Consider the following 23,502-nt stretch of genomic DNA (forward strand, 5'->3'; position numbering starts at 1 on the left):
TTCAGCGACTTTACTGAAAGCCGGATTTCGTGTCAAAAGATGAGAGAACTGTAGAGTCAAGGAGTACTTTGTTAATTGAAAATTGAAATCGCGTTATACCAAAAACTGAAAAACGGTATACTTAGGCGACAAAAGTAATTAATTGCAATCAAAAGCTGCCACTGTCAGTGTCCTGAATAGCTAGGATGCTGGCCATTCAGTACAATACTACTGTAATTTCGATGCAAAAAAAATTTGTAGGACATTTCCTGGGTAGTTTCGCAGCAGGGTTGTTTTTCTCTGGCGTGGTTACTGCAGCGAGCAACCTATATACCATAGAGGATATTCAGCGCCTCGGCTTACAGGCTAATGGCCTGCTGCAAGCAGCACGCACTCAGGTGGAGATAGCCAAGTCAGAAGTGGTCAGTGCAGCCGCTTTTCCCAATCCAGAAGTAAGCTTTATGGCAGGGCCGGATAGCCCACGCTTGCCGGAGATCGATACCGGACCCGCTTCGATGCAGCGCCAAGTGACTGTGAGCCAGCCTCTGGAAAATCCATTATTACGTAATGCACGTATTGACGGGGCGGAGGCTGGCGTTGAAGCAAGCCGTGCCAGTCTCGATCAGGCACGCGCGGACTTGACTGCCAGATTGCGTGTGACTGTTTATGAGTATTTGCTGCGCAAAGGGCAGGCGGAGATCGAGTCAGATATTTATGACCTGATGGAAGCGATACGCCGCCGCATCAGTTTGAGTGTGGAAGTCGGGGAGGTCGCCCGTTTCGAATTGATCCGTGCGGATACCGAGGTCATGACCGCAGCCAACCGAAAACAGGCGACACTGTTGGACGTCGAGCGCTCACGTATTGCACTGCTGCAGCTGACCGCAGGGACATTGCCACCGACTTTCGATGTTGTGGCTAGATTAGGGGATCCCGTCGATTTACCTTCATTGGAGGAATTACGCGCGGAGTTGCCAGTGAGCAATCCGGATATTGTGCGTCTCGAGGCCGAGCAGGCCCGGGCAAATTTGCGGATCGATCAGGAAAAGGCTGCCGTGTTGCCTTCGGTAAATATTCTGTACAGCAATTATCAGGACCGGCAATTTACTTCCAATACTGCCGGATTGAGTGTCAAAATTCCTCTATTTTATCGACGCCGTGGCGAGATTGATGCAGCGGTATTTGATGCGGCGCGCTTACGTGAAACACTCGATTATCGGCGCTACGAAATCGTGCGGTTACTTGAATCGGCTTGGCAGTCGATGGAAATCGCCCGGCGTCGGGTGGAGATGTTCGAGGGCGGAATCGTCCGCGAGGCAGAGGCTGCCTTGCGTGTGGCAGAAACCGCTTTTCGTCTTGGGGAACGAGGATTCATGGAAGTGCTCGATACCCAGCGGGTGTTGCGCAATACGCGCTCGGAATTACTACAGGCCCAATTTGAATTGCAGGCGGCTGCAGCGGAAATCGACCGATTACGTGCCCATTATCCACAAGACCAATATATCGAATGAACGTGAACAAAATAACCTTAGCTCCCTGCATTTTTCTGATCATGCTGATCGTGGGCTGTCAGCAGTCAGTTCCTGAAGAAGTTGATAACAAGGATGCGCAAACATCATCCGGGCATAACGAGGTTATCCTCAAGGGGGAGATGGCACAGCGGGTCAAAATCGGGGAACCGTTCGTTGCTGATATAGCCGAGCAATTGCATGTGCCAGGGCAAATCAAGGTGCATGAGCAGCGTGTAGTGCGTGTGGGTGCCAGTATTACCGGCCGTATTGTTGAGATTTATGTTCAGCTTGGTGATAGTGTCGAAGCGGGCGCGAAACTGGCACGTATTGCCAGCCCGGAGCTGACACAGGCGCAACTGTCCTTCTTGCGCGCAAATTCATTGGCAACACTCGCCGATCAGGCTGCGAAGCGTGCCAGGTTGCTGTTTGCCGGTGATGTCATCAGTGCGGCTGAATTGCAACGGCGTGAGTCCGAAGCACAAATTGCCCGGGCAGACCTGAGCGCTGCGAAGGATCAACTCCGCTTGCTGGGGGTGGATAACGGCGCCATGCTCGACTTGGTCCGACATGGACGTATTTTACCTTCTATCGAAATCAAAGCACCCAGAAGTGGCATCGTTATTGAGCGTAATGTTGCCCAGGGACAAGTGGTTCAACCTTCGGATTTGCTGTTTACCCTGGCTGATTTGTCAGTTGTCTGGGTGGTAGGAGATGTACCAGAACAAGTCGCCCGGTTTGTCAGGCGAGGTCAGAATGTTGAAATCCTGGTGCCGGCGCTGGGAAATGAAAGCTTTACTGGCGTAATCATAGCTGTGGCAGATATAGTGAATCCACTGACCCGTACAGTGATGGTGCGGACTGAGGTGGATAATTCGTTGCGCAAACTGAAGCCGGATATGCTTGCGACGGTACATATTACCGAGCAGTCACATGAGCACCTGGTTATTCCTGATGATGCCGTTGTTCGTGAGAATAATCAGGACCATGTGTTTGTCGAACAGGGTGACAACACTTATACGCTGGTACCGGTGGAGCTGGGTTCGGCCGTCAATCGTCTGCGGCCAGTACTTTCCGGAGTGACGGCAGGTCAACGTATCGTGATCGAAGGAGCGTTTCATCTCAATAATGAGCGTAAACGCACCGAGCTGGAGTAGAAAATGATTACTACTTTCGTGCGGGCAATGCTGAAACAACGCCTGGTAGTGGTGGTGGTGGCATTGATTTTTGTTGGATTTGGTTTTCAAGCTTCCCAGAAGCTCTCTGTGGACGCCTTTCCCGATGTGACCAATATTCAGGTACAGATTGCCACCGAAGCGATTGGCCGTAGCCCCGAAGAAATTGAGCGTCTGGTAACGGTTCCGCTTGAAATCTCGATGACCGGCCTACCCGGGCTGGAAGAGATGCGCTCCTTGAATAAAAGCGGTTTATCAATCATCACGCTGGTCTTTACTGACGCAACAGATGTTTACTTTGCCCGCCAACTGGTGATGGAACGATTGCTGGAAGTTTCCACCAGAATGCCGCCCGGTATTACGCCTGTGCTTGGTCCAGTCTCGACAGGATTGGGGGAGGTTTACCAGTATACGATCGATCATCCAGATGATGGCGAACGCGCGTTGACGGTTGAAGAACTGACTGAGCGCCGTATAGTTCAGGACTGGGTGGTTCGGCCACTGTTGCGCTCGATCCCGGGTGTGGCCGAAATAAACTCGCAGGGCGGCTATGTCAAGCAATTCCATGTCCTGACTGATCCCAATAAATTGCGCCATTATAATTTAACGCTTAAACAGGTCGAGCGCGCCATTGCTGGTAATAATGCCAATTCCAGCGGAGGAATATTGCCCCTGGCTGCTGAGCAGTATCTGGTAAGGGGGGTAGGGCTGATTCGTACCTTGGAGGATATCGCCAATATCGTACTCGCTGAAGAAAACGGTGTGCCAGTATTTGTGCGCGATGTGGCTGAAGTAAAACTTGGCACGGAAGTTCGGGCAGGCGCGATTATCAAAGGCGGCTATACGGAATCGGCTTCCGGTATCGTGCTAATGGTCAGAGGCGGCAACGCCAAGGAAATTGTCGGGCGTGTCAAGGAACGTGTGGCGGACATCAATGCGCGTGGCTTATTGCCGGATGGTTTGCAGATTGTGCCTTATTATGATCGTACCGATCTGGTCGATGCTGCATTGTGGACAGTGACGAAGGTATTGATAGAAGGTATTTTTCTGGTTATTGTCATTCTGTTTATATTTCTGGGGGATGTCCGCTCCAGTCTGATCGTGGTGGCAACGCTTGTTATCACGCCATTGATCACTTTCATGGTGATGAATCAGCAGGGTATTTCTGCCAACCTTATGTCATTAGGCGGGCTGGCGATCGCGATCGGCCTGATGGTGGATTCCACCGTGGTGGTGGTTGAGAACGTTTTTCATCGTCTGGGGCACAGCGCCGACGCCAAGGATACGCGCCTGAGTATAATCGTTAACGCAGTGAGTGAGGTGGGCGTACCGGTAATCTTTGGGATTTGCATCATCATTCTGGTTTTCCTGCCTCTGATGACCTTGCAGGGAATGGAAGGTAAGCTATTCAGCCCGCTTGCCTATACGATTGCCATCGCTTTGGCCGTTTCACTGATTGTGTCGCTGTCATTATCTCCGGTGTTGTGTGTATTTTTTCTGAAAGGTGGCGCAGATCACGATACCCGTATCATTGCCAGACTGAGGTTTGCTTATAAGTTTTTACTTAATAAAGCGCTGGCCAACCGCAGAATTACAATTGTCACTTCGCTGATATTACTGTTGGCCTCTTTTTCACTTTTTCCATTTCTTGGTAAATCCTTCATTCCTATTTTGCAGGAAGGCGCGCTTACTCCACAGATTAATCGTGTTGCTTCGATCTCGCTGGGTGAAGCTATCGCGATGGAAATGGAAGCGATGAAAATGGTATCACAGGTGCCCGGTGTTAAAAGTGTGGTATCTAAACTGGGGCGGGGTGAATCTCCCGCCGATCCTGCTGGACAGAATGAATCTGACCCCATTGTTGTCCTCGATCCGGATTCTGGGCGAACCCAGGATGAAGTGGATGAGGACATACGAGAAATTCTCGAAGTACTGCCAGGCGTCAATATTGTGTTGTCGCAGCCGATTGCGGAACGGGTTGATGAAATGGTTACAGGTGTACGCTCACAAATTGCGGTCAAGATCTTCGGGGACGATCTGAAAGATCTGCGAGCACTATCAGAACAAATCGCCCGTATTCTGCGCAATGTACCCGGAGCACGTGATATTCGCATCGAACGCCTGTCCGGGCAACAATCGTTGACGATTGATATCGATCGTAATGCGATCGCGCGCAATGGCATCAATGTCGCCGATGTCAATGAACTGATTGAAACTGCAATTGGTGGCCGTAGCGTAACCAGCCTATACGAAGGCGAACGCCGCTTTGATATCGTAGTGCGCTTTCCGGAAAATTTCCGAGACAGTATCAGGGAAATTCGTAATCTGTTGTTGACTGCACACGATGGTGTCAGGGTTCCGTTGCACTCGGTGGCAAAGATCAAGATTGTGGATGGGCCAGCGCAAGTTTCGCGTGAGAGTGCCAAGCGTCGCGTCGTAGTTGGTGCAAACGTTGAAGGACGCGATTTAGGTGGATTTGTCGCTGAAATTCAGGAGCGTATTGCTGAGGAAGTGGTATTGCCTTCCAGATATTTCTTTGAGTGGGGTGGTCAGTTTGAAAACATGGAGCGTGCTATGGAAACGCTGTCGGTAATTGTTCCGATTACAATCGCGGCCATTTTCTTTCTGTTATTTCTGTTGTTTAATTCCATCAAACTGGCGGCACTGATCATTCTGGTTTTGCCGTTTGCGTCGATTGGCGGAGTGGTCGCGCTGTTTTTTACCGGAGAATATTTGTCGGTGCCGGCATCGGTAGGATTTATTGCGTTATGGGGAATCGCTGTTCTGAACGGTGTCGTACTGATTTCTTATATCCGCAAGCTACGTGAGGAAGGGGTAAGTGTGAGGGATGCTGTTATCAAGGGTTGCGAGCAGCGCTTCCGCCCCGTATTGATGACTGCAACTGTCGCGATGCTTGGATTGGCACCGTTCCTTTTCGCGACCGGCCCTGGTTCGGAAGTGCAAAAGCCGCTTGCTATTGTGGTGATCGGTGGACTGATTACCTCAACGTTGCTGACGCTGGTTGTCCTGCCTGTGCTGTATCGCTGGTTTGATGATGAGCCTCCCGGTGAACATTCCTCGGCGTAGCGGGCTGACTGGCAGTTAGGTGGTAGAGGTTTCTCATGATTGCTGCCAGAATACAAAAAACGAATACATTAGGGTGCCCTTAGATGGGATTTAGCACCGATTGACTGAAGAAGCTGATGCTCGTTTCTGATCATCGGCAAAGTAGAGCACATAGACTCTCCCATTTGTATCGACAGAAATGACCGAAAGGTTTTCTCTCCAGGAGTGGATAGGTTTGTCCGCCAGGTTAATCCGAGTCGGTGAACTAAAGATATGCTGATCTGCGCGTAGCCTCGTTCTGCGCTGATTAGGCATACTGGTCAATAACGATACCATCCACGGCCAGCGTGACTACGGTCGGTTGTTGAAGTAGATATAGCCATATCCAATTTTATTTGTAATGTCGGCCTTCATATTAGTTGATTATGATCAGCTCGAATCTTCACAGTTTTGCATTTATCGGAAACCTGCTCAAGCCACCTGAAGTGCCTTAAGTATTGGCAAGTCATGGTCTGCAAAGGTTTGTGCCTGTGCACTCAGTTCAGCAAGATTGTCTTCTGGAGTATCCAAAGTTTTGTCTTTCTTGACGATGCGCTGTCCCTGTAGGGTGAGTAGATGCCAGACATATTGCGCCCAGTCCTGTGGTGTTTTGTGCCCTTGAGAAGCAGCGAGCATAAACAGTTGATGAAAGCGCGGCACAGTCATGCCCCCGCCGGTGACGGGGCTGGCAAGATAGGAAGCCTCATTACTGCTGCGCGCTTTTGTCATCAGGTACAGATTGAGACGCTTGCTGGTTTCTTTTGCCTGCGCGATGGCCGCTTCATTCTGCGCTGGCGCGAGTGCACCGTTACCAGACAGTACGATGACCGCCTGCAGCAACTGTGCAAAGGTAATGCTCTGCCGTTTAACGGCCTGTTCCAGTTCAGTTAAGGTTCGCGGCTGATGGTCGGCGAGCGCATCCAGTACAGGCGCATAAATTGCCTCCTGTAGCGTTGCTTCGCCCAGATTACCATTTGCTCTAAGACTCACCTGCGCACGTGGTTGTGCCAGCACACAGCGTTCGGTGCGTAACAGCTCGGCTTGCTCAAGCGTGTTCAGCGGGCGCGCGCCTTTGACCCAGAAATCGCGTCGGAACTGTTGATTGATACAGAAATCCCGCACCAATTGGCGAAACATGGGGTGAGGAATATCCTTAAGTAGCGTCTGCTGTTGAGCGGTGAGATTCAGTACATCGATATGATCGAGATAATTTGCGGAACACGCATAATCGATCTTTGCCGGTGCGAGCCACTCGCCCATACGGGCAAAACTCATTGGGTGCCAGTCGCGATTGAAATATTCGTGTGCAAGGTAGTGACGATTCTGTTCCCGGATTTTCTTCAATCGCTCCGCCACTTGAGGGTTGGCACGAGCAAAAGCTGGATTGGCATCAAACAGCTTTCCGGAAAAATCCAGTGCCGTGTCGATACGTTGCGAAATTTCCTGCCCCTTCATGCCGAGTACTTCGGTATGCCTGGCCAGCAGCTCGCGCAAAGGTACCATCGCCGCCCAGCCGGGTTGCGTGTTGTAGCTGACGTAGAGTACGCCGCCCACTTTAAGCCGGCGGCGAATGAAATCAACGATGGATTGTCGGTTGTCATCAGAAATCCAGCTCCAGATACCATGTAGACCAATGAAATCAAAGTCCGGCAGATTGCTGCGTGCACAAAAATCAGCAAATGCTTCATCAAAAAGATGCGCATTCGACCCGGACGCTTGTGCCAGTTCTTGTGCAAAACCTGCCTGTGAGGGATTGAAATCAGTACCATGCCACTGAGTAGCAGAAGTGGCGGCATGGAGATTGATGCTCATACCCTGGCCAAAACCCAGCTCACAAGCAGTATCAACAGTTGGTGGCCGTATACCGGCATAAAGTAGCGCCAGGCGCATGCGTAAGGGATTGAGTTCTGAATAGTATCCGTGGGTATAAGTGATATCGGCCACATAGCCGTCAGTCCAGTCAGTCATGATCCTGATTCCTTGGTTAAATGGTGGGCACTACCTCTAAAAATGCGGCGTTCTAAGTAAGACTAGGCGCGGGTAAAAAATGTTGACGCAGCATATAATTGATATGTAAGGAAACATTTTTTGTGAGTAACGAAGGATGAGTTTTTAGAAATGCCCTGAATTGTTTATGCTGCGGGTTGGTTAATATTGTTTTAAATTTGTGAAGCTCTGAGGCGAGGAGCATCATGATGAAGTTTGTCGGGATATGCCGATACAAGGCTGATTCCAATGCGTTCAGTCGATAAAACTGTGCAACATGCTACCATAGAATATATGCGGTTATGCATCATGAAGCCGTACCGAGCAGCCTGGTCAGCCCCTTGCAAGCTCGTAGTGCTGGACCAAAGCCATAGGAATGTGCGCTAATCAGTTCGGTGACGGTAATTCGAGGTGTAGTCACGTTTCTTGCTGATCAATTCAGAAAGACCTTTCCGCTGATAACGCTTGACCAGCTGTCGCGTGCTAATATCTATTTTTCAAATAATCCATTAAAAAATTGTGGTTTTTCTGTGTACCATCTATTCGATTAACGGCGATTTTTTGAAGCTGGATGTCTAAAAAGCATATGCTAAGATAAATTACTGAAAAGTAAAATGATTACCCTTGTCAAGCAAGAACAACCATTTGTGAAATGTAAGGCCTATTCAGTATGATCGTTCTCGGATTGGAAACATCCTGTGATGAAACCGGGGTCGCACTTTATCATGTTGAACATGGTCTATTAGGACATGTGCTTCATTCTCAGATCAGTTTACATAGCGAATATGGTGGTGTGGTACCGGAACTCGCTTCCCGTGATCATATTCGCCGGGTGCTGCCGCTCATTAAGACGTTACTTGGGCAGACCCAAATATCTTTGAAAGCGATCAGTGCCATAGCATATACGCAAGGCCCGGGTCTAGCCGGGGCGTTATTGACCGGTGCGAGTATAGGTGCGTCGCTGGCGTATGCGCTGGGAATTCCGGCACTTGCTGTGCATCATCTTGAAGGTCATCTTTTGTCGCCACTACTATCCCGGCCAGCACCGACCTTTCCTTTCGTGGCTTTGCTGGTGTCTGGCGGACATACTCAACTGATGCTGGTAGAGGGTGTTGGGCGTTATCAATTGCTGGGAGAAACAGTAGATGATGCCGCAGGGGAGGCTTTTGACAAAACGGCAAAGCTATTGGGATTGGGTTATCCAGGTGGCCAGAGATTGGAAGAAATAGCGCGGACAGGGCAACCAGGAAAATTCAGACTGCCACGCCCAATGTTGCACAGTGGGGATCTAAATTTCAGTTTCAGTGGATTGAAGACGGCGGTCGCGTTACTGATCGAGCAGCATAAGGAAGATAGTGAGAGTTATGCTGATATCGCATTGGCTTTTGAAGAAGCAGTGACGGATGTCTTAGTAACAAAATCGGCGGCGTCGTTAACAATGACGGGGCTGCAACGCTTAGTTGTGGCTGGTGGTGTGGGTGCCAATGCACGATTACGGCAGAAGCTTTTACAGCGGATACAAGCAGATGGCACCACGGTTTTTTTTCCAGAATTAGTATTTTGTACCGATAATGGAGCCATGATTGCACTTGCCGGAGCATTGCGCTTGCAATATGCGCAATCGTTACCCAAGTGTAACGGTAGCTTTAGCGTTAAGGCTCGCTGGCCATTAGACGAAATAATGGAATGATACTGGTGGCGCCAGACTACTGGGCTGTAATTATTTCTTACTTTCCAATACGTGTTTCCTTGCCTGCAAGCAGGTTGGTAATATTGGACCGATGGCGCGTCATCATTAGAACTGAAATAATCAGTACGGTTGAAGTCAGAATATTGTCCTGTAATAGCCAGTGTGTATAAAATGGCGCCAATAACGCCGATGACAGAGCAGCCAGTGATGAAATTCGTGATAAAAATGCAACAATTATCCAAGTTAGCATAGTGAGTGCACCTAGCCATGGAGTCAAACCCAGCAACACACCCGCAGCAGTCGCGACGCCTTTGCCTCCGTGAAACTTCAGGAAAATTGGATACAGGTGACCTATAAAAACAGCCAGCATCATTCCGGCAATCAAAATGGTGCTTTCTCCATCGGGCGCTGTAAAATGACGGGCGAGCACAATAGCCAGCCACCCCTTGCCCGCATCACCCAACAGAGTCAGAATTGCAGCCCCTTTTTTTCCAGTACGTAAGACGTTCGTCGCCCCTGGATTACCGGAACCATAACTGCGCGGATCGGGTAGTTTAAATACCCAGCTCGCCACGACGGCGAAAGGTATGGATCCGAGTATGTAAGCAGCCAGAATCAACAGCACTGTCAAGATGCTCATCTTTTCTTCAATAGATTAAAATCTGACATCATCACTCTTATTTGTCACTTTGATTACACCTTAAATGGATATTATTTTTCTTGAAGCATTCAGAATCAAAACCTTGATTGGCATTTATCCCTGGGAGAAAAAAATCCCTCAGACGATTGAGCTGAATCTCGAAATCGGCTTACCATCAAAACATGACTATCTGACGGATCAGATTGAAGACACGCTGGATTACGCACAAATTGTGGAGCGTATTCGTGCCATGCTCGCTGAGCAACATTTTTCTTTACTGGAAACATTGACAGAAAATATTGCGCAGATGATTCTGACAGAATTTCAGTCGCCATGGGTGAAAGTGAACGCAGCTAAACTGGATGTGTTGGATGGCGTTCGAAAGCTGGGTATAACCATTGAGCGGGGCAAACGAGGGCAACCTCACTTTTCCTGATAGCGGGTTGGATCGGCAATACCTGCTGCGATGAAACCGGCATGGCGTATGCGGCAGGCGTTGCAGTGTCCGCAGGCATGTCCGGATTCGTCAGCTTGGTAACAGGAAACCGTCAGGCTGTAATCCAGCCCAAGAGTAATACCTTTCCGAATAATAGCGGCTTTTGAGCAGTTTATTAAGGGAGCATGAATTTGAAAATATTTACCTTCTCTGCCGGCTTTTGTCGCGAGATTGGTCATTTTCTGAAACGCAGCAATATAATCTGGCCGACAATCGGGATAGCCAGAGTAATCAACCGCAGTCACACCGATAAAAATATCATAACTCTGCAGTACTTCTGCCCATGCCAGGGCAAGTGACAGCATAATGGTATTGCGGGCTGGCACATAAGTGATCGGAATTTCACCCGGTTCTTCTTTCGTAGGGAGAGTAGTTGAGGGATCAGTTAGCGCGCTGGAGGCGAGGGTAGTCAAATCTAGTTTGATGAATTGATGGCTTGCTACCTGAATCAGATTACCAATATTTGCAGCAGCCTGTAATTCAGAGTGGTGGCGCTGACCGTAATCTATACTCAATGCATAACAGAGAAAACCCGCCTGGTGCGCGATAGCCAGAGTGGTCGCTGAATCCATGCCACCAGACAACAGTACAACTGCTTTTTTCATACAGAACGCATCAGTTTTATTTGCCCGCGCACTCACCCCAGATCAGTTTGTGCAACTGCAGCTGTAGGCGGACAGGTAGTTTATCCTGCAAAATCCAGGTAGCCAGGGCGGTTGGATCAAGTTGCTGGAAAACAGGCGAGAATAAAATTGGGCAAATTTGATCAAGCTTGCGATCGTGCATCACCTGTTTGGCCCAGTGGTAATCATTTTCATCACATAGTACAAATTTTAATTCATCCTGCGCGGTTAGATATTCCAGGTTTTTCCAGTTATTTCTTTCAACTTCGCCAGAGCCAGGTGTTTTGATATCAACAATGCGGGAGACGCGCGTGTCTACTGGGGATATATCGATCGCACCACTGGTTTCGAGTGAAACGGAATAACCGAGATCGCAGAGTGACGCCAGCAGGGGCAGGCAATCAACCTGGGCAAGTGGTTCGCCGCCTGTAACCGTTACATAATGCGTTGAAAATAAGGCGACCTGATTGATCACGCTATCGATTGACATCAATGTCCCACCAGAGAAGGCATAGCTGGTATCGCAATACCCGCAGCGCAACGGACAGCCTGTCAGACGGATAAATGCCGTTGGCAATCCAACTCGGCTAGTTTCTCCCTGAAGTGAGTAAAAGATTTCGGTAATACGTGGCATTTGGTTATGGATGGACAGACAAAATTAGCAGCCAAATGACCTAGCTTGACTTGTTTGCAGCAGGCCGTCGGTGTTCTTGGCAGAATTATTTTTTTATTGATTCGTAACGTGCTTTAGCTTTCAGGGCAGCTCCGCTATCAGGATAACGAGCAATAAGATCCTTGAGTGTTTTTTGGGCGATAGCGCGTTGGCCTTTTTCTGCCTGGCTGCTGGCCATGTTAAGGAGTGCATCGGGAATTTTAGAACTGGCAGGATAAGTTTCGATTAGCCATTGCTGTGCAGCAATGGATTCATCGAAATCACGTTGAGCGTAATATGAGTTGCCGATCCAGTAAGCGGCAGCGGGTGCCAGTTGGGACTGAGGGTATTGTTTTATAAAAGATTCAAATTCGGCGATAGCCGCGTCATAGCTGCCATCTTTAAACAGATCGTATGCAGTGTCATAGCGACTGCGCTGTACCGCATCAGATGGTTGCAGCCGACTTCCGCTACGTTCGGATAATGTGTTAGGTGCTGTTGTAACTGGTCTGTCAAGATCGGTTGACCCTGTGGGTGGCGCGGTATCACTGATTCTATTTCCGGGATTTTGCAGAGGTGAGCCAGGTGTGCCGGTTTCCAGTGCGCGTAAACGGCTATCGAGGTCCAGGTAGAAATCTTTTTGTTGCTGGCGCAAAGCCCGGTTTTCTTCCTGAAGTTCTTCCAGCTGACCACGTAATTTACCTAGTTCGATTCTGATTGTTTCACTTTGGGTATGCAGCTCGATTAAGGCTTGCCCAGAGAGCGTATTTTCAATAAAGTCGATGCGTGCTTTCATGGTTTCTATTTGTTCACGCGCATGGGCATCATCAAATAATCCAGCAAAACACAGATTACTGCCTAAGCATAATAGTAGCAGGAAAGCACGCAACCGCATCAGTATTCTCCCTGATGGAGAATATCGGTACGGCGGTTTTCTGCCCAGGAAGACTCGTCATTACCCAGCGCGCGAGGTTTTTCTTCTCCGAGGCTTACAGATTCAACCTGTTCATCCCTGGCGCCTGATAGTAACATGATACTTTTGACGCTGTCGGCGCGGCGTTGACCCAGTGCAAGATTATATTCACGGCTCCCTCGTTCGTCGGTATTGCCTTGGAGCAATACCCGTGCACTACCGTTGTCGCGTAAATAAGCAGCATGAGCTAATACCAGGTCACGGTACTCATTGGCGACGCTATAGCTGTCAAAATCGTAGTAAACGCTCCGACGTGACAGGATGTTGTTGGGGTCTTGTAGTGGATTCATGCCAAAACTGGAGCGCCCATCATTTCCATTTATCCCACTCCTGCTGTCCGAGCGATCACTGATATCAGTTGTGGACACTGGCTTGGTGCTTGAGCAAGCGGCTAATGCTAGCACTATAAATAAACTAAAAATTAGTTTCATTTTTTTCCTTTCGAAGAATGATTGGTCATTACTACACAAATTATCGTTTTCCCGGTAACGGACCCCACGCCGGTTCGCGTATATTGTCCATGTCTGGAGAAAGCCGTTGTTTCACTTGCCCATCTACTGAAACGAGCGATAATATACCACGCCTGTTGATTTCAGATGCGTACAGTATCATACGGTTATTTGGGGAAAAACTTGGGGACTCGTCGAATTTGGAATCAGTCAATATCTGCGCTTGGCGGGTGGACATATCTTGTACTGCGACGTTGAATCCGCCGGCATTGCGACGAATATAAACCAGCATTTTTCCATCAGGACTGATACGCGGACTAACATTGTAGTCACCTTCAAAAGTTAACCGCTCGGCTCTGCCGGTATTTTCCCCGGATGCCGGCATTCGATAGATCTGCGGACTGCCGCCTCTGTCAGAAGTAAAGATGATCCAGCGGCCATCCGGTGAGAATGTGGGTTCCGTATCGATACTACTGCTCTGCGAGAGTCGTTGCAGTCCGCTACCATCCGCATTGATCAGATAAATCTGTGACCCACCTTGCTGTGAGAGCACAACCGCCAGTTTGCGCCCATCGGGTGACCAGGCGGGAGCGCTGTTGCTTCCCTTGAAATTTGCTACTGCCTTGCGTTCGCGCGTGGCCAGCGTCTGGACATAAACGACCGGTTTCTTTTTTTCAAAAGAAACGTAAGCGATTCTGCTGCCATCGGGCGACCAGGCAGGAGAAATGATGGGCTCGCTATACTCGATCAACGAGCGCGCATTGAGACCATCGTAATCCGAAATCTGGAGCGCATACTGATCGCCTTGCTTCCTGACAAAGGCGATACGGGAACTAAAAAACCCGGGCTCGCCCGTCAAGGTTTCATATATGACATCGGCGATGCGGTGGGAGAGGGCGCGTAATTGATCGGTTGTGACAATGGATGAAAAACCCGCGAGTTGGATACGTTTGGCAACGTCCAGCAGGCGAAAGCGCACATCCAGGCGACCATCTGGTTGTGTTGAGATACTGCCGATCACCAGCGCTGCCGCGTTCCGATTCTGCCAGTCGGCATAGTTGACTTGGTCGAGTTCATGCGGAGAAGCACCAAAAGTATCAACCAGCTTGAATAAGCCACTCCGCTCCAGATCAGCCGCTACAACTGCCGAGACCCGTTCCGGGAGTTGCGCTTCAGCAGCAAAAGGTACCAGCGCAATCGGAATTTTGCTGCCACCCCCGCCGTATATTTCGATATTTAGCGCGGCATGCAAGCCTGTCGTGGTGCCAACCAGCAGCATCCATATGATACAAATCAAATTACGTAAATGCATGGTGAAAGTTCTCAAAAAAGACTTTTGGAAAAGTTATTCACGATAATACACAGTCAGACTGAAATCGCGGAATTCCCTGAAAAAGGCGGGATCAGGTGGCAAAGGTAAAGGTCTTGCAAGGTGCACTGCTCTTTCTACGGCATCATCAAACACAGTAAAGCCACTTGAGCGACGTAGGTCCACACTCAATACATCACCACCTGGCAGTAGGATGACACGAAATTCGACAACCGGATTACCGGGGAGATCAGGTGGCATGACGATCCGGCTGCGAATTTTGGCTTGGATCATCGCCTTGTATTTTGCAATTTCATCCAGTATTTGAGCCTGCTTTGCTTTTAATGCCAGGCGTTCTTGTTCCTGCTGTTTTTTTTGCTCAGTTGCTTGGGTATTTGCAATCTTTTTTTCAACTGGCTTTTGGGGAATATCTTTGTCAGATGGTGTTTCTGGCACAGTTTTTTTAACAGGCTCAGGCGGTTTTTCCGCTGTTTGCTTGGGTGCAGGTTTCTCTTTTATTGCCTTCAGTGAAATGGCTGGTTTACGCAAAGGTGGGGAAGGCTCGGCAGTTGTGATAGCAGGTTGACGAGGTGACTTCGATTCCACAGGTTGCGGTTTGGGTTCAACCTTTGGTTCAGGCTTTTGTACGACTGGCGGGGTAGGTGGAGTCGGCTTGATCGGCTGTGTGGTTTTGATAGGCTCGGTCTCGGCAAAATTTTGCCATAATTCCACTATAGTTGCTTCGGGCGCTTCATTCTTCCAGTTCAGACCAAATATCAGCAAGCCGAAGAAAACCAGATGAATAAGCAGAGCAAAAAGTGCTGCGCGCACTTTCCCAGGTTCTGCATGATGATTATCTGGCTGGATGGCCGTTTGCATGTTTGTCAATTGATTATTTTGGGCGGGTCAGCAGGCCGATTCTTCTGACCTGCTGTTGCTGTAACAAATCCATAATCTGAATGACCTCTTCATAACGAACACGTTTGTCGGCAGCAATAACAACAGGTTGCTCTGCATTCTGTTGCTGCTTGAGTTTGATCAGCTCCACCAGTCGATCGCGATCTACTTTTTGTTCCTCACCTTTTGCTGCGCGGTCACGTAGCGTCAGGCCGCCATCAACGTCGATGCTGACTTCAAGTGGTTCGACGGGTGGCGTAGAAGATTGCCCGATCTCAGGCAGTTCAACCTGGCCTGGATGGATAAGTGGTGCCGTAATCATAAAGATAATCAATAACACTAACATGACGTCAATATAAGGTACTACATTGATTTCGTTCATCAGTTGGCGTTTGTTACGACGTTGCATCATAAATGCCCCGCAGGATTTCTTGGCTGGGCGATACGACGCTGCAGTACATTGGCAACTTCATCAATAAAGCTCTCAAAGCGCGTTGCCAATTGGCTCGTTTCGCTGGCATAACGATTGTAGGCGATTACAGCAGGAATGGCAGCAAAAAGTCCCATTGCCGTTGCGATCAGCGCCTCGGCAATGCCAGGCGCAACGTGTGCAATGGTCGCCTGTGCGATATTGGATAATTCGCGAAAAGCATTCATGATGCCCCACACTGTTCCAAACAGGCCGATATAGGGGCTGACTGAGCCGACGGTGGCGAGAAATGGCAGATGTGATTCTAGCTTATCCATTTCGCGTTGATAAACCGCGCGCATTGCGCCACGGGTGCTGTCCATGATGATCCCAGCCTCCACGCCGGGTTGATGTTTGGTAAATTCGCGAAACCCTGCTTCAAAAATACGTTCCATGCTGCCCACAGTCTCGCGACCGCCAGCAGCATGCTGGTAGAGCGCATTCAAATCAGCGCCTCGCCAGAAGGCATTTTCGAATTCATCTGTTTGTCTGGTTGCCTGCCGTATTGCAAACAATTTGCGAAAAATAAACCACCAGGAAAAAAAGGAAGCCACGAGCAAAAGTAGCATGACCAGCTGCACGGGCAAGCTTGCGCTGCTAATCAGGTAAAATAAAGATAAATCGTTGGTAACAGTTGAGTTCATGATGATGTTTTCTCAATTTTTTGGCGAAGTGGTAGCGGAACACTGATTGGTCTTAATGTTTCGGCGCCTACACATACCACGTGGACAGTTGCGCTGACCAATAAGCCATCCTCCCTTAATACTTTCTGTTGCAGGGTAATCCGGCTTCGCCCTATTTCAGATACCTGCACAGTTACCTGCAGCAGATCGTCCAACAGGGCTGGCTTAAAATATTCAATATTGAGTGAGCGAACCAGAAATATCATTTTATGCGAGTGAATCATTCCATCCACTTCAAAACCCAGTTCACGCAACCATTCATATCGGGCGCGTTCCATGAAGTTCAGGTAGGTCGCGTGATACACCACGCCGCCGGTATCGGTGTCCTGGTAATAAACGCGCACAGGGTAGTTGAATGCTGTATCCATATCGGAAAATATAAAATCTGAGTAGACGAGTTGGTCGAACAAAAAACCGGATGGTTTGTGAGAGTGACTTAAAGTATATTTTTTAAGATAGGAGGTCATTGTACAGCGAGACCCTTGTCCCAACAATGATCTCGTTTTCGTGTTAATTTTTTTGTAACCACTTGGATTAGATCCAGTAATGATGAGGTTTTTATGCTTTCGATTCGTAATCTTTCTTTTCTTCAAAGTGGCATTCCATTGCTGCGTGAAATCAATCTGCAGGTTTTTGCGAATCAACGAGTTGGGTTGGTCGGTAGAAATGGATGTGGTAAATCTACCTTGTTTCGGTTAATCCGTGGAGAGATTACGCCAGACCAGGGTGAAGTGTCGTTGCAGAAAAATAAGACACTTGCTTTTGTCGAGCAGGAGATTGTTAGCTCTGCGCAAACCGCGCTGGCTTTTACGCTGGAAGGGGATACGGAATGGCAGCAATTACAATCTGTGTTAGAGAGCAATACGCATGACGTGGACTGGTTTGCCGCTCAGCATCGATTTGAAGAAATTGATGGCTACGGTGTGCCAGCACGTGCGGCTCAGCTATTAAATGGCCTGGGTTTTTCGCAAGTCGAGTTGGATCAGCCTGTTAGCAGTTTTTCCGGCGGATGGCGTATGCGGCTCAATTTGGCAAGGGCTCTGATGCGACGTGCCGATCTACTACTGCTGGATGAGCCGACAAATCATCTTGATTTGGAGGCGATTGTATGGCTGGAAGAATATCTTGCACGTTACCCTGGAAGTTTGATCGTTGTTTCGCATGATCGTGAATTTCTGAATGCATGTATCAATCAGGTGGCCTATATGCAGGATGGTGTAATCGATACTTACAGTGGCAACTACGATAAATTTGAGCGTGCGTTGGTTGAGAGAATAAATCAGCAGGATCAGGCTTTTCAGCAACAGCAGCAACAGATCGCACACATGGAAGATTTTGTGCGGCGATTTCGTGCCAAGGCAACTAAGGCAAAACAGGCACAGAGTCGGCTTAAGGCTCTGGAGCGTTTGGTAAGAATTGCTCCTGCTCGCGGCAAGAGTGATCACTATCAATTTAAAATCGAAGCACCGGAACGCGGCCCGGATTTGTTGATACAGGCTGAAAGTGCTGGTTTCGGATATAGTGATCAATTGATATTTGACCAGATCAACCTTTCTCTGCGCACAGGTGCGCGTGTGGCGCTGATAGGGCCTAATGGTGCGGGCAAGTCAACACTGATCAAGCTTTTAATCGGTGAGCTCAAGCCGACAATTGGGCAAATACATATTAATTCCGATATTCGTGTTGGCTATTTTGCCCAGCATCAGTTGGAATATCTGGATGGTAATAAAACCCCTTTGCAGCATATGCAGAAAATTGCTCCTGGTGAAACAGAATTAGTATTAAGAAATTTTCTGGGGCGCTTCGGTCTAGCGGGAAATGATGAAGATCGACCCGTTGCAACTTTTTCTGGGGGAGAAAAAAGCCGACTGGCATTAGCTCTGATTGCTTACCAGAAACCACATATTCTGCTGCTGGATGAGCCGACCAATCACCTTGATATGGAAATGCGCGATTTATTGACTTTTGCTTTGGAAGAATACCCAGGTGCGGTGGTGTTGGTATCGCACGATCGAAGCTTGATTAAAGCAGTTGCTGATGAACTTTGGCTGGTTGCGGATGGATCTGCAAAAATGTTCGAGGGTGATTTGGAAGAATATAAAAAATGGATTGAAAAAAAACGAATGTCAAAAACAGAGCGGACAAAACTTAATATGTCGGCGGGAGACAGATCTTCATTATCAGCAATCAAGCCGAATCCGAGTAAAAAATTTCTGGCCACAAAGCAAGCAAAGCTGGAAATGTCAATTGCATCTCTTCAAACTGAGCTGGATGTTATCAATAATTGCTTGATGGATAGCTCGACATATATCAATTTGACGCAAAAAGAAATACAGACTCTGGATCAAAATCGTTGTATTTTAGAAGAAAAAATTAAGGAATCAGAAGAAGAATGGCTTGAACTACTAATGCGGATAGAAGCATAAAGATAGTGCCGGTGTTGCCGGCCATTTGCAATGGAAATGATAAACAGTTTCCCAGCCACTTTTTGTGCGTTTGTCACAATAGAGTCGGCATTCATAGGTATAACCATTTTAACTAAATGGCTATAAAAAACCGTGAAGAGAAAAATATGGAAAATAGGTCGAGAAAGATTTACTTGGCCTTTGTTTTCTAGTGAGCTGAATCATTGGTGATTTTTAACTGGTCTGTAGAAAATTGCCAAAAAAACTTGACTAAGGATGAGAAGGTGACTACGCTTTCAGGTGTATCTGGCGTGAAAGATGTAACTTTGCCGGAACAAAAGCAGAAACAAAAGGTCACAAACAGAGCAAAGACCGCATGAAAATTGTGGTTTTTGTGGTGAAAGGTGATGAAATGTAACAAGGTCATCACGATTTTTAACAAAAATGTTGTTAGATAGGAGGAACTGGAGATGGCAACTACAATGGGAACGAGCAGCGCAGCGTCAACCTCGGAAAGAGGCTACGATATGACGTTGTGGTATGACTCCAAGTGGTACAAATTTGGCATGATCACCATGCTGTCGGTAGCGATATTCTGGGTATGGTATCAGCGTACTTTTGCGTATTCGCACGGCATGGACTCGATGGAACCTGAGTTTGATCGTATCTGGATGGGGTTGTGGCGTGTACACATGACCATTATGCCGCTGTTTGCCCTGGTAACCTGGGGTTGGATTCTGAAAACGCGCGATACCAAAGAGCAGTTGGATAACCTTGATCCGAAACTGGAAATCAAACGTTATTTTTACTGGTTGATGTGGATTGGCGTGTACATTTTTGGGGTGTACTGGGGTGGTAGTTTCTTCACGGAGCAAGATGCTTCCTGGCATCAAGTGATTATTCGTGATACGAGCTTTACCCCTAGCCATGTAGTGGTATTTTATGGTTCATTCCCAATGTACATCGTCTGTGGTATTGCTTCATATCTGTATGCAATGACCCGTCTGCCGCTGTATAGCCGTGGGATATCGTTCCCGCTGGTGATGGCGATTGCAGGGCCACTGATGATTCTGCCTAATGTTGGTTTGAATGAATGGGGCCATGCTTTCTGGTTCATGGAAGAACTGTTTAGTGCACCATTGCACTGGGGCTTCGTGATTCTGGGTTGGGCTGGTTTGTTCCAGGGTGGTATTGCAGCACAGATTATCACCCGTTATTCCAATTTGACCGATGTTATCTGGAATAACCAAAGCAAAGAAATCCTCAACAACCGGATCGTACCCTAATCTGGTAAATTTCTGTGCTGTGGTAGGGTGATTGATGTCACGGTACCAGGAAAAGTATGAGGAAAAAATGACCAGCTGGTTTCAAGGGATTGAGGCCAGCTGGACACGGGAGTGGTACTTTATTGATATAGATAGAGGGATCGTCATGTTGCTACACTTAATATTACAAGCTAAAGAAGGGAGGGGTTTATGAATGAGTTTTTGCTGGCTCTGATATATATCGTACCGCTATTGATGGTGCTGACGTTGCTTACCAAAGGCGAAGGTTTGTTGACTGGTGTGTTCAGAACGAATGAAATACTGAAAGCGGCTAAAATGCCGCCGGAAGCGATTCACATGTCGCGGCTGATTGATGCGGTGTATTTCCCGATTCTGATTGTACTGTTGGTTGGAACCTACCACATGCATTTCATGCTGTTGGCAGGCGACTGGGATTTTTGGCTGGATTGGAAGGATCGTCAATGGTGGCCGGTATTAACCCCTATTGTGGGTATTACCTACTGTTCGGCCATCATGTATTACCTGTGGGTGAATTACCGTCAGCCTTTTGGCGCGACTCTCTGTGTAATATGCCTGTTGCTTGGTGAATGGCTGACTCGCTATTGGGGTTTTTACTGGTGGTCACATTACCCAATCAACTTTGTCACACCGGGCATCATGCTACCAGGTGCGTTGATGCTGGATCTGACCTTGTATTTGACACGTAATTTCTTGATTACGGCGCTACTTGGTGGTGCATTTTTTGGTTTATTGTTCTATCCGGGCAACTGGACAATATTTGGACCTACGCACTTGCCGATTGTAGTAGAAGGGCACTTATTGTCGATGGCCGATTATATGGGTCACCTGTACATTCGCACAGGTACGCCAGAATACACTCGCTTGATTGAGAAAGGGTCATTACGTACCTTTGGTGGTCATACCACAGTAATTGCGGCATTTTTTGCATCGTTTGTCTCTATGCTGGTATTTTTGGTGTGGTGGTATCTGGGTAAAGTCTATTGCACAGCTTTCTTCTATGTCAAAGGTAAAAGAGGTCGTATTGTACATAGAGAAGACGTGACTGCATTTGGTGAAGAAGGCTTTCCAGAGAGGATCAAATAATGAATATCAAAAAACTATACAAGCATAGCGTAATGGGGCTTTACGGTGCGGCCTATGCGGTAGCTGCACTGACCATGACTGTGGCACTCGACGTCTCAACAGTAGCGGCACATGGTGAGCGTTCACAAGAGCCATTCCTGAGGATGCGTACGGTGCAATGGTACGATGTCAAATGGAGTCCGGAAACCGTCAAGGTAAATGAGCATGCGAGAATAGAAGGTAAATTTCATTTGGCTGCAGACTGGCCACGGGCTGCTTCCAAACCGGAGCGTGCATTTCTGAACGTAGGTAGCCCGAGTCCAGTTTTTGTTCGGCTTAGCACCAAACTTAATGGGCACCCATGGTTCATTTCTGGACCGTTGCAAATTGGACGTGACTATGAGTTCGAAGTTAATCTGAGAGCACGTATTCCTGGTCGCCATCATGTCCATTCCATGTTGAATGTAGAAGGAGCGGGCCCAATTGCTGGACCAGGTGCATGGATGAACATCACGGGAAGTTGGGATGATTTTACCAATCCACTCAAATTGCTGACGGGTGAAACCATTGATTCGGAAACATTCAACCATACCAACGGCCTCTTCTGGCACGTATTATGGATATCATTGGGTGTTTTCTGGATTGGTGTATTTACTATTCGTCCTATGTTCCTCCCGCGTAGCCGGGTATTGCTGGCATATGGTGATGACCTGTTGCGTGATCCGGTGGATACCAAGATTGCATGGGTGATGGTCGTGGTGACGCTAGGTTTGGTATGGGGTGGTTATCGCTACACGGAAAACAAACACCCCTACACTGTGCCGATTCAAGCGGGCGAATCCAAGGTTGCGCCATTACCGGTAGCGCCTAATCCGGTTGCCATTACTATAACGGATGCCAACTATGACGTACCAGGTCGTGCGTTGCGCGTTTCAATGGAAGTAACCAACAACGGCGATAGCGCGATTGAGTTCGGTGAATTCACCACAGCAGGTATCCGTTTTATTAACTCTGTTGGACGTAAAACACTGGATCCAAATTATCCACGTGAATTAACGGCGATTGGATTGTCATTTGATGACGAAACACCGATTCAGCCAGGTGAAACCAGAGAAATGAAAATGGAAGCCAAAGATGCACTATGGGAAATTCAGCGCCTGATGGCACTGTTGGGTGACCCGGAAAGCCGATTTGGTGGACTGTTGATGGCTTGGGATGAAGAAGGAAATCGGCATATCACCAGTATTGCTGGTCCTGTAATTCCGGTCTTCACCAAACTCTAAGCAACACTAGAGTTAAGTTAATTGCCACAAACCGGTACATCGCTGTCGTTAGGCAGGAGGTGTACCGGTTTTTTTATTAAAAAAACAAAGAACGAAATACCCTAAAATCTGTCAAAGGTACTGTTGTATCCATGAAATGGCAGTTAAGTATGGGTGTGGCGATCAAACAGATTGAGAGAGATTCGCCATAAATAAATTAAAAGTTTGGGGAGGGTTGACCATGGTGAGGCGATCAATACAAACAGTTTTAGTGTGTTGTGGACTGATTGGTGCTGTTAGCGCAAGTAATGTACAGGCACATGGAGCGGTACCATTGGAAGAAGACGTCTGTGTTCGTCAAATTGGTGAAAATATGGTGCATCTGAGTGCGTATCAACCGCAGCATGATCAGACGGGACAATATTGCACAGAAATACCGATCGCGGGGGAGACGTATCTGGTGATAGATCTGATTGATCCGGCACTAAGAAATATGCCGGTTAGCCTGAAAGTTTATCGCGGAGCGACTCCGGAAGGTGAGACGATTGCCCAAGTGAATGCGGATTATTATCCAAATGGTGTGATTAACGGTTTGGAAAGACTGGATCAGGGGTTATATTCATTGTTGGTAACTGCAGAAGGAGTGCCACCTTTGAATTACCACTACCAGTTACGAGTGGAGATGGTGGATTACGCAAAAATGGCGCGTCAGGCGGTTGGGCCGGCGATAGTACTATTAGTGTTGTCCTGGCTTATCTTTAAACTGGTACAGTCCGGACGAATCAGCAAATGGTTCCGTACCCGTAAAAATAGATAATAGATGAAAATCCAT

General features: G+C 48.0%; 21 protein-coding genes. 10 read left to right on the plus strand and 11 right to left on the minus strand.

Features of this window, described 5'->3' with window-relative positions:
• The first annotated feature begins 221 nt into the window (after positions 1–221).
• From NSMM_RS04975 to NSMM_RS04985, 3 genes are read left to right on the plus strand one after another with little or no spacing between them, the layout of a single operon-like run.
• Entirely contained in the window at positions 222–1,490 is a 1,269-nt protein-coding gene (locus NSMM_RS04975) for a TolC family protein (RefSeq protein ID WP_090285242.1), read from the plus strand.
• Positions 1,487–2,644, plus strand: coding sequence for an efflux RND transporter periplasmic adaptor subunit (locus tag NSMM_RS04980; RefSeq protein WP_090285203.1), 1,158 nt, complete (start codon positions 1,487–1,489; stop codon positions 2,642–2,644). Before NSMM_RS04975 ends, NSMM_RS04980 begins: the two co-directional genes overlap by 4 nt.
• A 3-nt stretch (positions 2,645–2,647) precedes the next feature.
• On the plus strand, positions 2,648–5,749 hold the full coding sequence (locus NSMM_RS04985; protein ID WP_090285205.1) for an efflux RND transporter permease subunit: 3,102 nt from the start codon (positions 2,648–2,650) through the stop codon (positions 5,747–5,749).
• 450 nt (positions 5,750–6,199) lie between these two features.
• On the opposite strand, the gene NSMM_RS04990 is transcribed toward NSMM_RS04985, so the two are convergent.
• Positions 6,200–7,735, minus strand: a complete 1,536-nt coding sequence (locus tag NSMM_RS04990; RefSeq protein WP_090285208.1) for a class I SAM-dependent methyltransferase — start codon at positions 7,733–7,735, stop codon at positions 6,200–6,202.
• 688 nt (positions 7,736–8,423) lie between these two features.
• On the opposite strand from NSMM_RS04990, the gene tsaD reads away from it, so the two are divergent.
• Complete coding sequence (tsaD, locus tag NSMM_RS04995) at positions 8,424–9,443, plus strand: tRNA (adenosine(37)-N6)-threonylcarbamoyltransferase complex transferase subunit TsaD (RefSeq protein ID WP_090285210.1); 1,020 nt, start codon at positions 8,424–8,426, stop codon at positions 9,441–9,443.
• Between the two features lie 37 nt (positions 9,444–9,480).
• Here tsaD and plsY read toward each other — a convergent pair whose 3' ends face one another.
• Positions 9,481–10,077, minus strand: a complete 597-nt coding sequence (gene plsY, locus NSMM_RS05000; protein WP_090285244.1) for a glycerol-3-phosphate 1-O-acyltransferase PlsY — start codon at positions 10,075–10,077, stop codon at positions 9,481–9,483.
• Positions 10,078–10,147: 70 nt separating this feature from the next.
• Between plsY and NSMM_RS05005 the strand changes: the two genes are divergently transcribed.
• The gene (locus NSMM_RS05005) at positions 10,148–10,519 is read left to right on the plus strand and encodes a dihydroneopterin aldolase (RefSeq protein ID WP_090285212.1); all 372 of its coding nucleotides are present in this window, start codon (positions 10,148–10,150) and stop codon (positions 10,517–10,519) included.
• Here the strand turns inward: NSMM_RS05005 and queC are convergent.
• From queC to ybgC, 9 genes are all read right to left on the minus strand, one after another.
• The gene (queC, locus tag NSMM_RS05010; protein ID WP_090285214.1) at positions 10,507–11,184 is read right to left on the minus strand and encodes a 7-cyano-7-deazaguanine synthase QueC; all 678 of its coding nucleotides are present in this window, start codon (positions 11,182–11,184) and stop codon (positions 10,507–10,509) included. The genes NSMM_RS05005 and queC overlap by 13 nt on opposite strands.
• 16 nt (positions 11,185–11,200) lie before the next feature.
• Complete coding sequence (queE, locus tag NSMM_RS05015; protein WP_090285216.1) at positions 11,201–11,836, minus strand: 7-carboxy-7-deazaguanine synthase QueE; 636 nt, start codon at positions 11,834–11,836, stop codon at positions 11,201–11,203.
• An 85-nt stretch (positions 11,837–11,921) separates the two neighbouring features.
• On the minus strand, positions 11,922–12,749 hold the full coding sequence (gene ybgF, locus NSMM_RS05020) for a tol-pal system protein YbgF (protein WP_090285218.1): 828 nt from the start codon (positions 12,747–12,749) through the stop codon (positions 11,922–11,924).
• Positions 12,749–13,258, minus strand: a complete 510-nt coding sequence (gene pal, locus NSMM_RS05025) for a peptidoglycan-associated lipoprotein Pal (protein ID WP_090285220.1) — start codon at positions 13,256–13,258, stop codon at positions 12,749–12,751. The genes ybgF and pal overlap by 1 nt, the downstream gene beginning before the upstream one ends.
• A gap of 40 nt (positions 13,259–13,298) precedes the next feature.
• Complete coding sequence (gene tolB, locus NSMM_RS05030) at positions 13,299–14,588, minus strand: Tol-Pal system beta propeller repeat protein TolB (RefSeq protein WP_090285222.1); 1,290 nt, start codon at positions 14,586–14,588, stop codon at positions 13,299–13,301.
• Positions 14,589–14,621: 33 nt separating this feature from the next.
• Positions 14,622–15,464 (minus strand): cell envelope integrity protein TolA, encoded by an 843-nt coding sequence (gene tolA / locus NSMM_RS05035; protein ID WP_090285224.1) that lies wholly within the window; start codon positions 15,462–15,464, stop codon positions 14,622–14,624.
• A 13-nt stretch (positions 15,465–15,477) separates the two neighbouring features.
• The gene (gene tolR / locus NSMM_RS05040) at positions 15,478–15,894 is read right to left on the minus strand and encodes a protein TolR (protein ID WP_176753860.1); all 417 of its coding nucleotides are present in this window, start codon (positions 15,892–15,894) and stop codon (positions 15,478–15,480) included.
• Positions 15,891–16,595, minus strand: a complete 705-nt coding sequence (gene tolQ / locus NSMM_RS05045; RefSeq protein ID WP_090285226.1) for a protein TolQ — start codon at positions 16,593–16,595, stop codon at positions 15,891–15,893. The genes tolR and tolQ overlap by 4 nt, the downstream gene beginning before the upstream one ends.
• Complete coding sequence (gene ybgC / locus NSMM_RS05050) at positions 16,592–17,002, minus strand: tol-pal system-associated acyl-CoA thioesterase (protein WP_090285248.1); 411 nt, start codon at positions 17,000–17,002, stop codon at positions 16,592–16,594. Before ybgC ends, tolQ begins: the two co-directional genes overlap by 4 nt.
• A gap of 192 nt (positions 17,003–17,194) precedes the next feature.
• Here ybgC and NSMM_RS05055 point away from each other — a divergent pair, with 192 nt between their 5' ends.
• From NSMM_RS05055 to NSMM_RS05075, 5 genes are all read left to right on the plus strand, one after another.
• Positions 17,195–19,060 carry an ABC-F family ATP-binding cassette domain-containing protein gene (locus tag NSMM_RS05055; protein ID WP_090285228.1) on the plus strand — a complete coding sequence of 622 codons (1,866 nt, stop codon included), beginning with the start codon at positions 17,195–17,197 and terminating at the stop codon, positions 19,058–19,060.
• A gap of 449 nt (positions 19,061–19,509) precedes the next feature.
• Positions 19,510–20,325 carry a methane monooxygenase/ammonia monooxygenase subunit C gene (locus tag NSMM_RS05060; RefSeq protein WP_090285230.1) on the plus strand — a complete coding sequence of 272 codons (816 nt, stop codon included), beginning with the start codon at positions 19,510–19,512 and terminating at the stop codon, positions 20,323–20,325.
• 189 nt (positions 20,326–20,514) lie between these two features.
• The gene (locus tag NSMM_RS05065; RefSeq protein ID WP_245654688.1) at positions 20,515–21,429 is read left to right on the plus strand and encodes a methane monooxygenase/ammonia monooxygenase subunit A; all 915 of its coding nucleotides are present in this window, start codon (positions 20,515–20,517) and stop codon (positions 21,427–21,429) included.
• Positions 21,429–22,691: a methane monooxygenase/ammonia monooxygenase subunit B gene (locus NSMM_RS05070; protein ID WP_090285232.1), complete on the plus strand. Its 1,263-nt coding sequence runs from the start codon at positions 21,429–21,431 to the stop codon at positions 22,689–22,691. Before NSMM_RS05065 ends, NSMM_RS05070 begins: the two co-directional genes overlap by 1 nt.
• 220 nt (positions 22,692–22,911) lie before the next feature.
• Positions 22,912–23,487, plus strand: coding sequence for a hypothetical protein (locus NSMM_RS05075; protein ID WP_176753861.1), 576 nt, complete (start codon positions 22,912–22,914; stop codon positions 23,485–23,487).
• Positions 23,488–23,502: the final 15 nt, after the last annotated feature.

Source organism: Nitrosomonas mobilis (genome assembly GCF_900103035.1).
Taxonomy (GTDB): domain Bacteria; phylum Pseudomonadota; class Gammaproteobacteria; order Burkholderiales; family Nitrosomonadaceae; genus Nitrosomonas; species Nitrosomonas mobilis.

What these genes read in the sequence shown, in the direction of transcription:
- NSMM_RS04975 (WP_090285242.1), top strand. Translation starts at nt 222, where the DNA reads ATGCAAAAAAAATTTGTAGGACATTTCCTGGGTAGTTTCGCAGCAGGG.
- NSMM_RS04980 (WP_090285203.1), top strand. Translation starts at nt 1,487, where the DNA reads ATGAACGTGAACAAAATAACCTTAGCTCCCTGCATTTTTCTGATCATG.
- NSMM_RS04985 (WP_090285205.1), top strand. Translation starts at nt 2,648, where the DNA reads ATGATTACTACTTTCGTGCGGGCAATGCTGAAACAACGCCTGGTAGTG.
- NSMM_RS04990 (WP_090285208.1), bottom strand. Translation starts at nt 7,735, where the DNA reads ATGACTGACTGGACTGACGGCTATGTGGCCGATATCACTTATACCCAC.
- tsaD (WP_090285210.1), top strand. Translation starts at nt 8,424, where the DNA reads ATGATCGTTCTCGGATTGGAAACATCCTGTGATGAAACCGGGGTCGCA.
- NSMM_RS05005 (WP_090285212.1), top strand. Translation starts at nt 10,148, where the DNA reads ATGGATATTATTTTTCTTGAAGCATTCAGAATCAAAACCTTGATTGGC.
- queC (WP_090285214.1), bottom strand. Translation starts at nt 11,184, where the DNA reads ATGAAAAAAGCAGTTGTACTGTTGTCTGGTGGCATGGATTCAGCGACC.
- queE (WP_090285216.1), bottom strand. Translation starts at nt 11,836, where the DNA reads ATGCCACGTATTACCGAAATCTTTTACTCACTTCAGGGAGAAACTAGC.
- ybgF (WP_090285218.1), bottom strand. Translation starts at nt 12,749, where the DNA reads ATGCGGTTGCGTGCTTTCCTGCTACTATTATGCTTAGGCAGTAATCTG.
- pal (WP_090285220.1), bottom strand. Translation starts at nt 13,258, where the DNA reads ATGAAACTAATTTTTAGTTTATTTATAGTGCTAGCATTAGCCGCTTGC.
- tolB (WP_090285222.1), bottom strand. Translation starts at nt 14,588, where the DNA reads ATGCATTTACGTAATTTGATTTGTATCATATGGATGCTGCTGGTTGGC.
- tolA (WP_090285224.1), bottom strand. Translation starts at nt 15,464, where the DNA reads ATGCAAACGGCCATCCAGCCAGATAATCATCATGCAGAACCTGGGAAA.
- tolR (WP_176753860.1), bottom strand. Translation starts at nt 15,894, where the DNA reads ATGATGCAACGTCGTAACAAACGCCAACTGATGAACGAAATCAATGTA.
- tolQ (WP_090285226.1), bottom strand. Translation starts at nt 16,595, where the DNA reads ATGAACTCAACTGTTACCAACGATTTATCTTTATTTTACCTGATTAGC.
- ybgC (WP_090285248.1), bottom strand. Translation starts at nt 17,002, where the DNA reads ATGGATACAGCATTCAACTACCCTGTGCGCGTTTATTACCAGGACACC.
- NSMM_RS05055 (WP_090285228.1), top strand. Translation starts at nt 17,195, where the DNA reads ATGCTTTCGATTCGTAATCTTTCTTTTCTTCAAAGTGGCATTCCATTG.
- NSMM_RS05060 (WP_090285230.1), top strand. Translation starts at nt 19,510, where the DNA reads ATGGCAACTACAATGGGAACGAGCAGCGCAGCGTCAACCTCGGAAAGA.
- NSMM_RS05065 (WP_245654688.1), top strand. Translation starts at nt 20,515, where the DNA reads ATGAATGAGTTTTTGCTGGCTCTGATATATATCGTACCGCTATTGATG.
- NSMM_RS05070 (WP_090285232.1), top strand. Translation starts at nt 21,429, where the DNA reads ATGAATATCAAAAAACTATACAAGCATAGCGTAATGGGGCTTTACGGT.
- NSMM_RS05075 (WP_176753861.1), top strand. Translation starts at nt 22,912, where the DNA reads ATGGTGAGGCGATCAATACAAACAGTTTTAGTGTGTTGTGGACTGATT.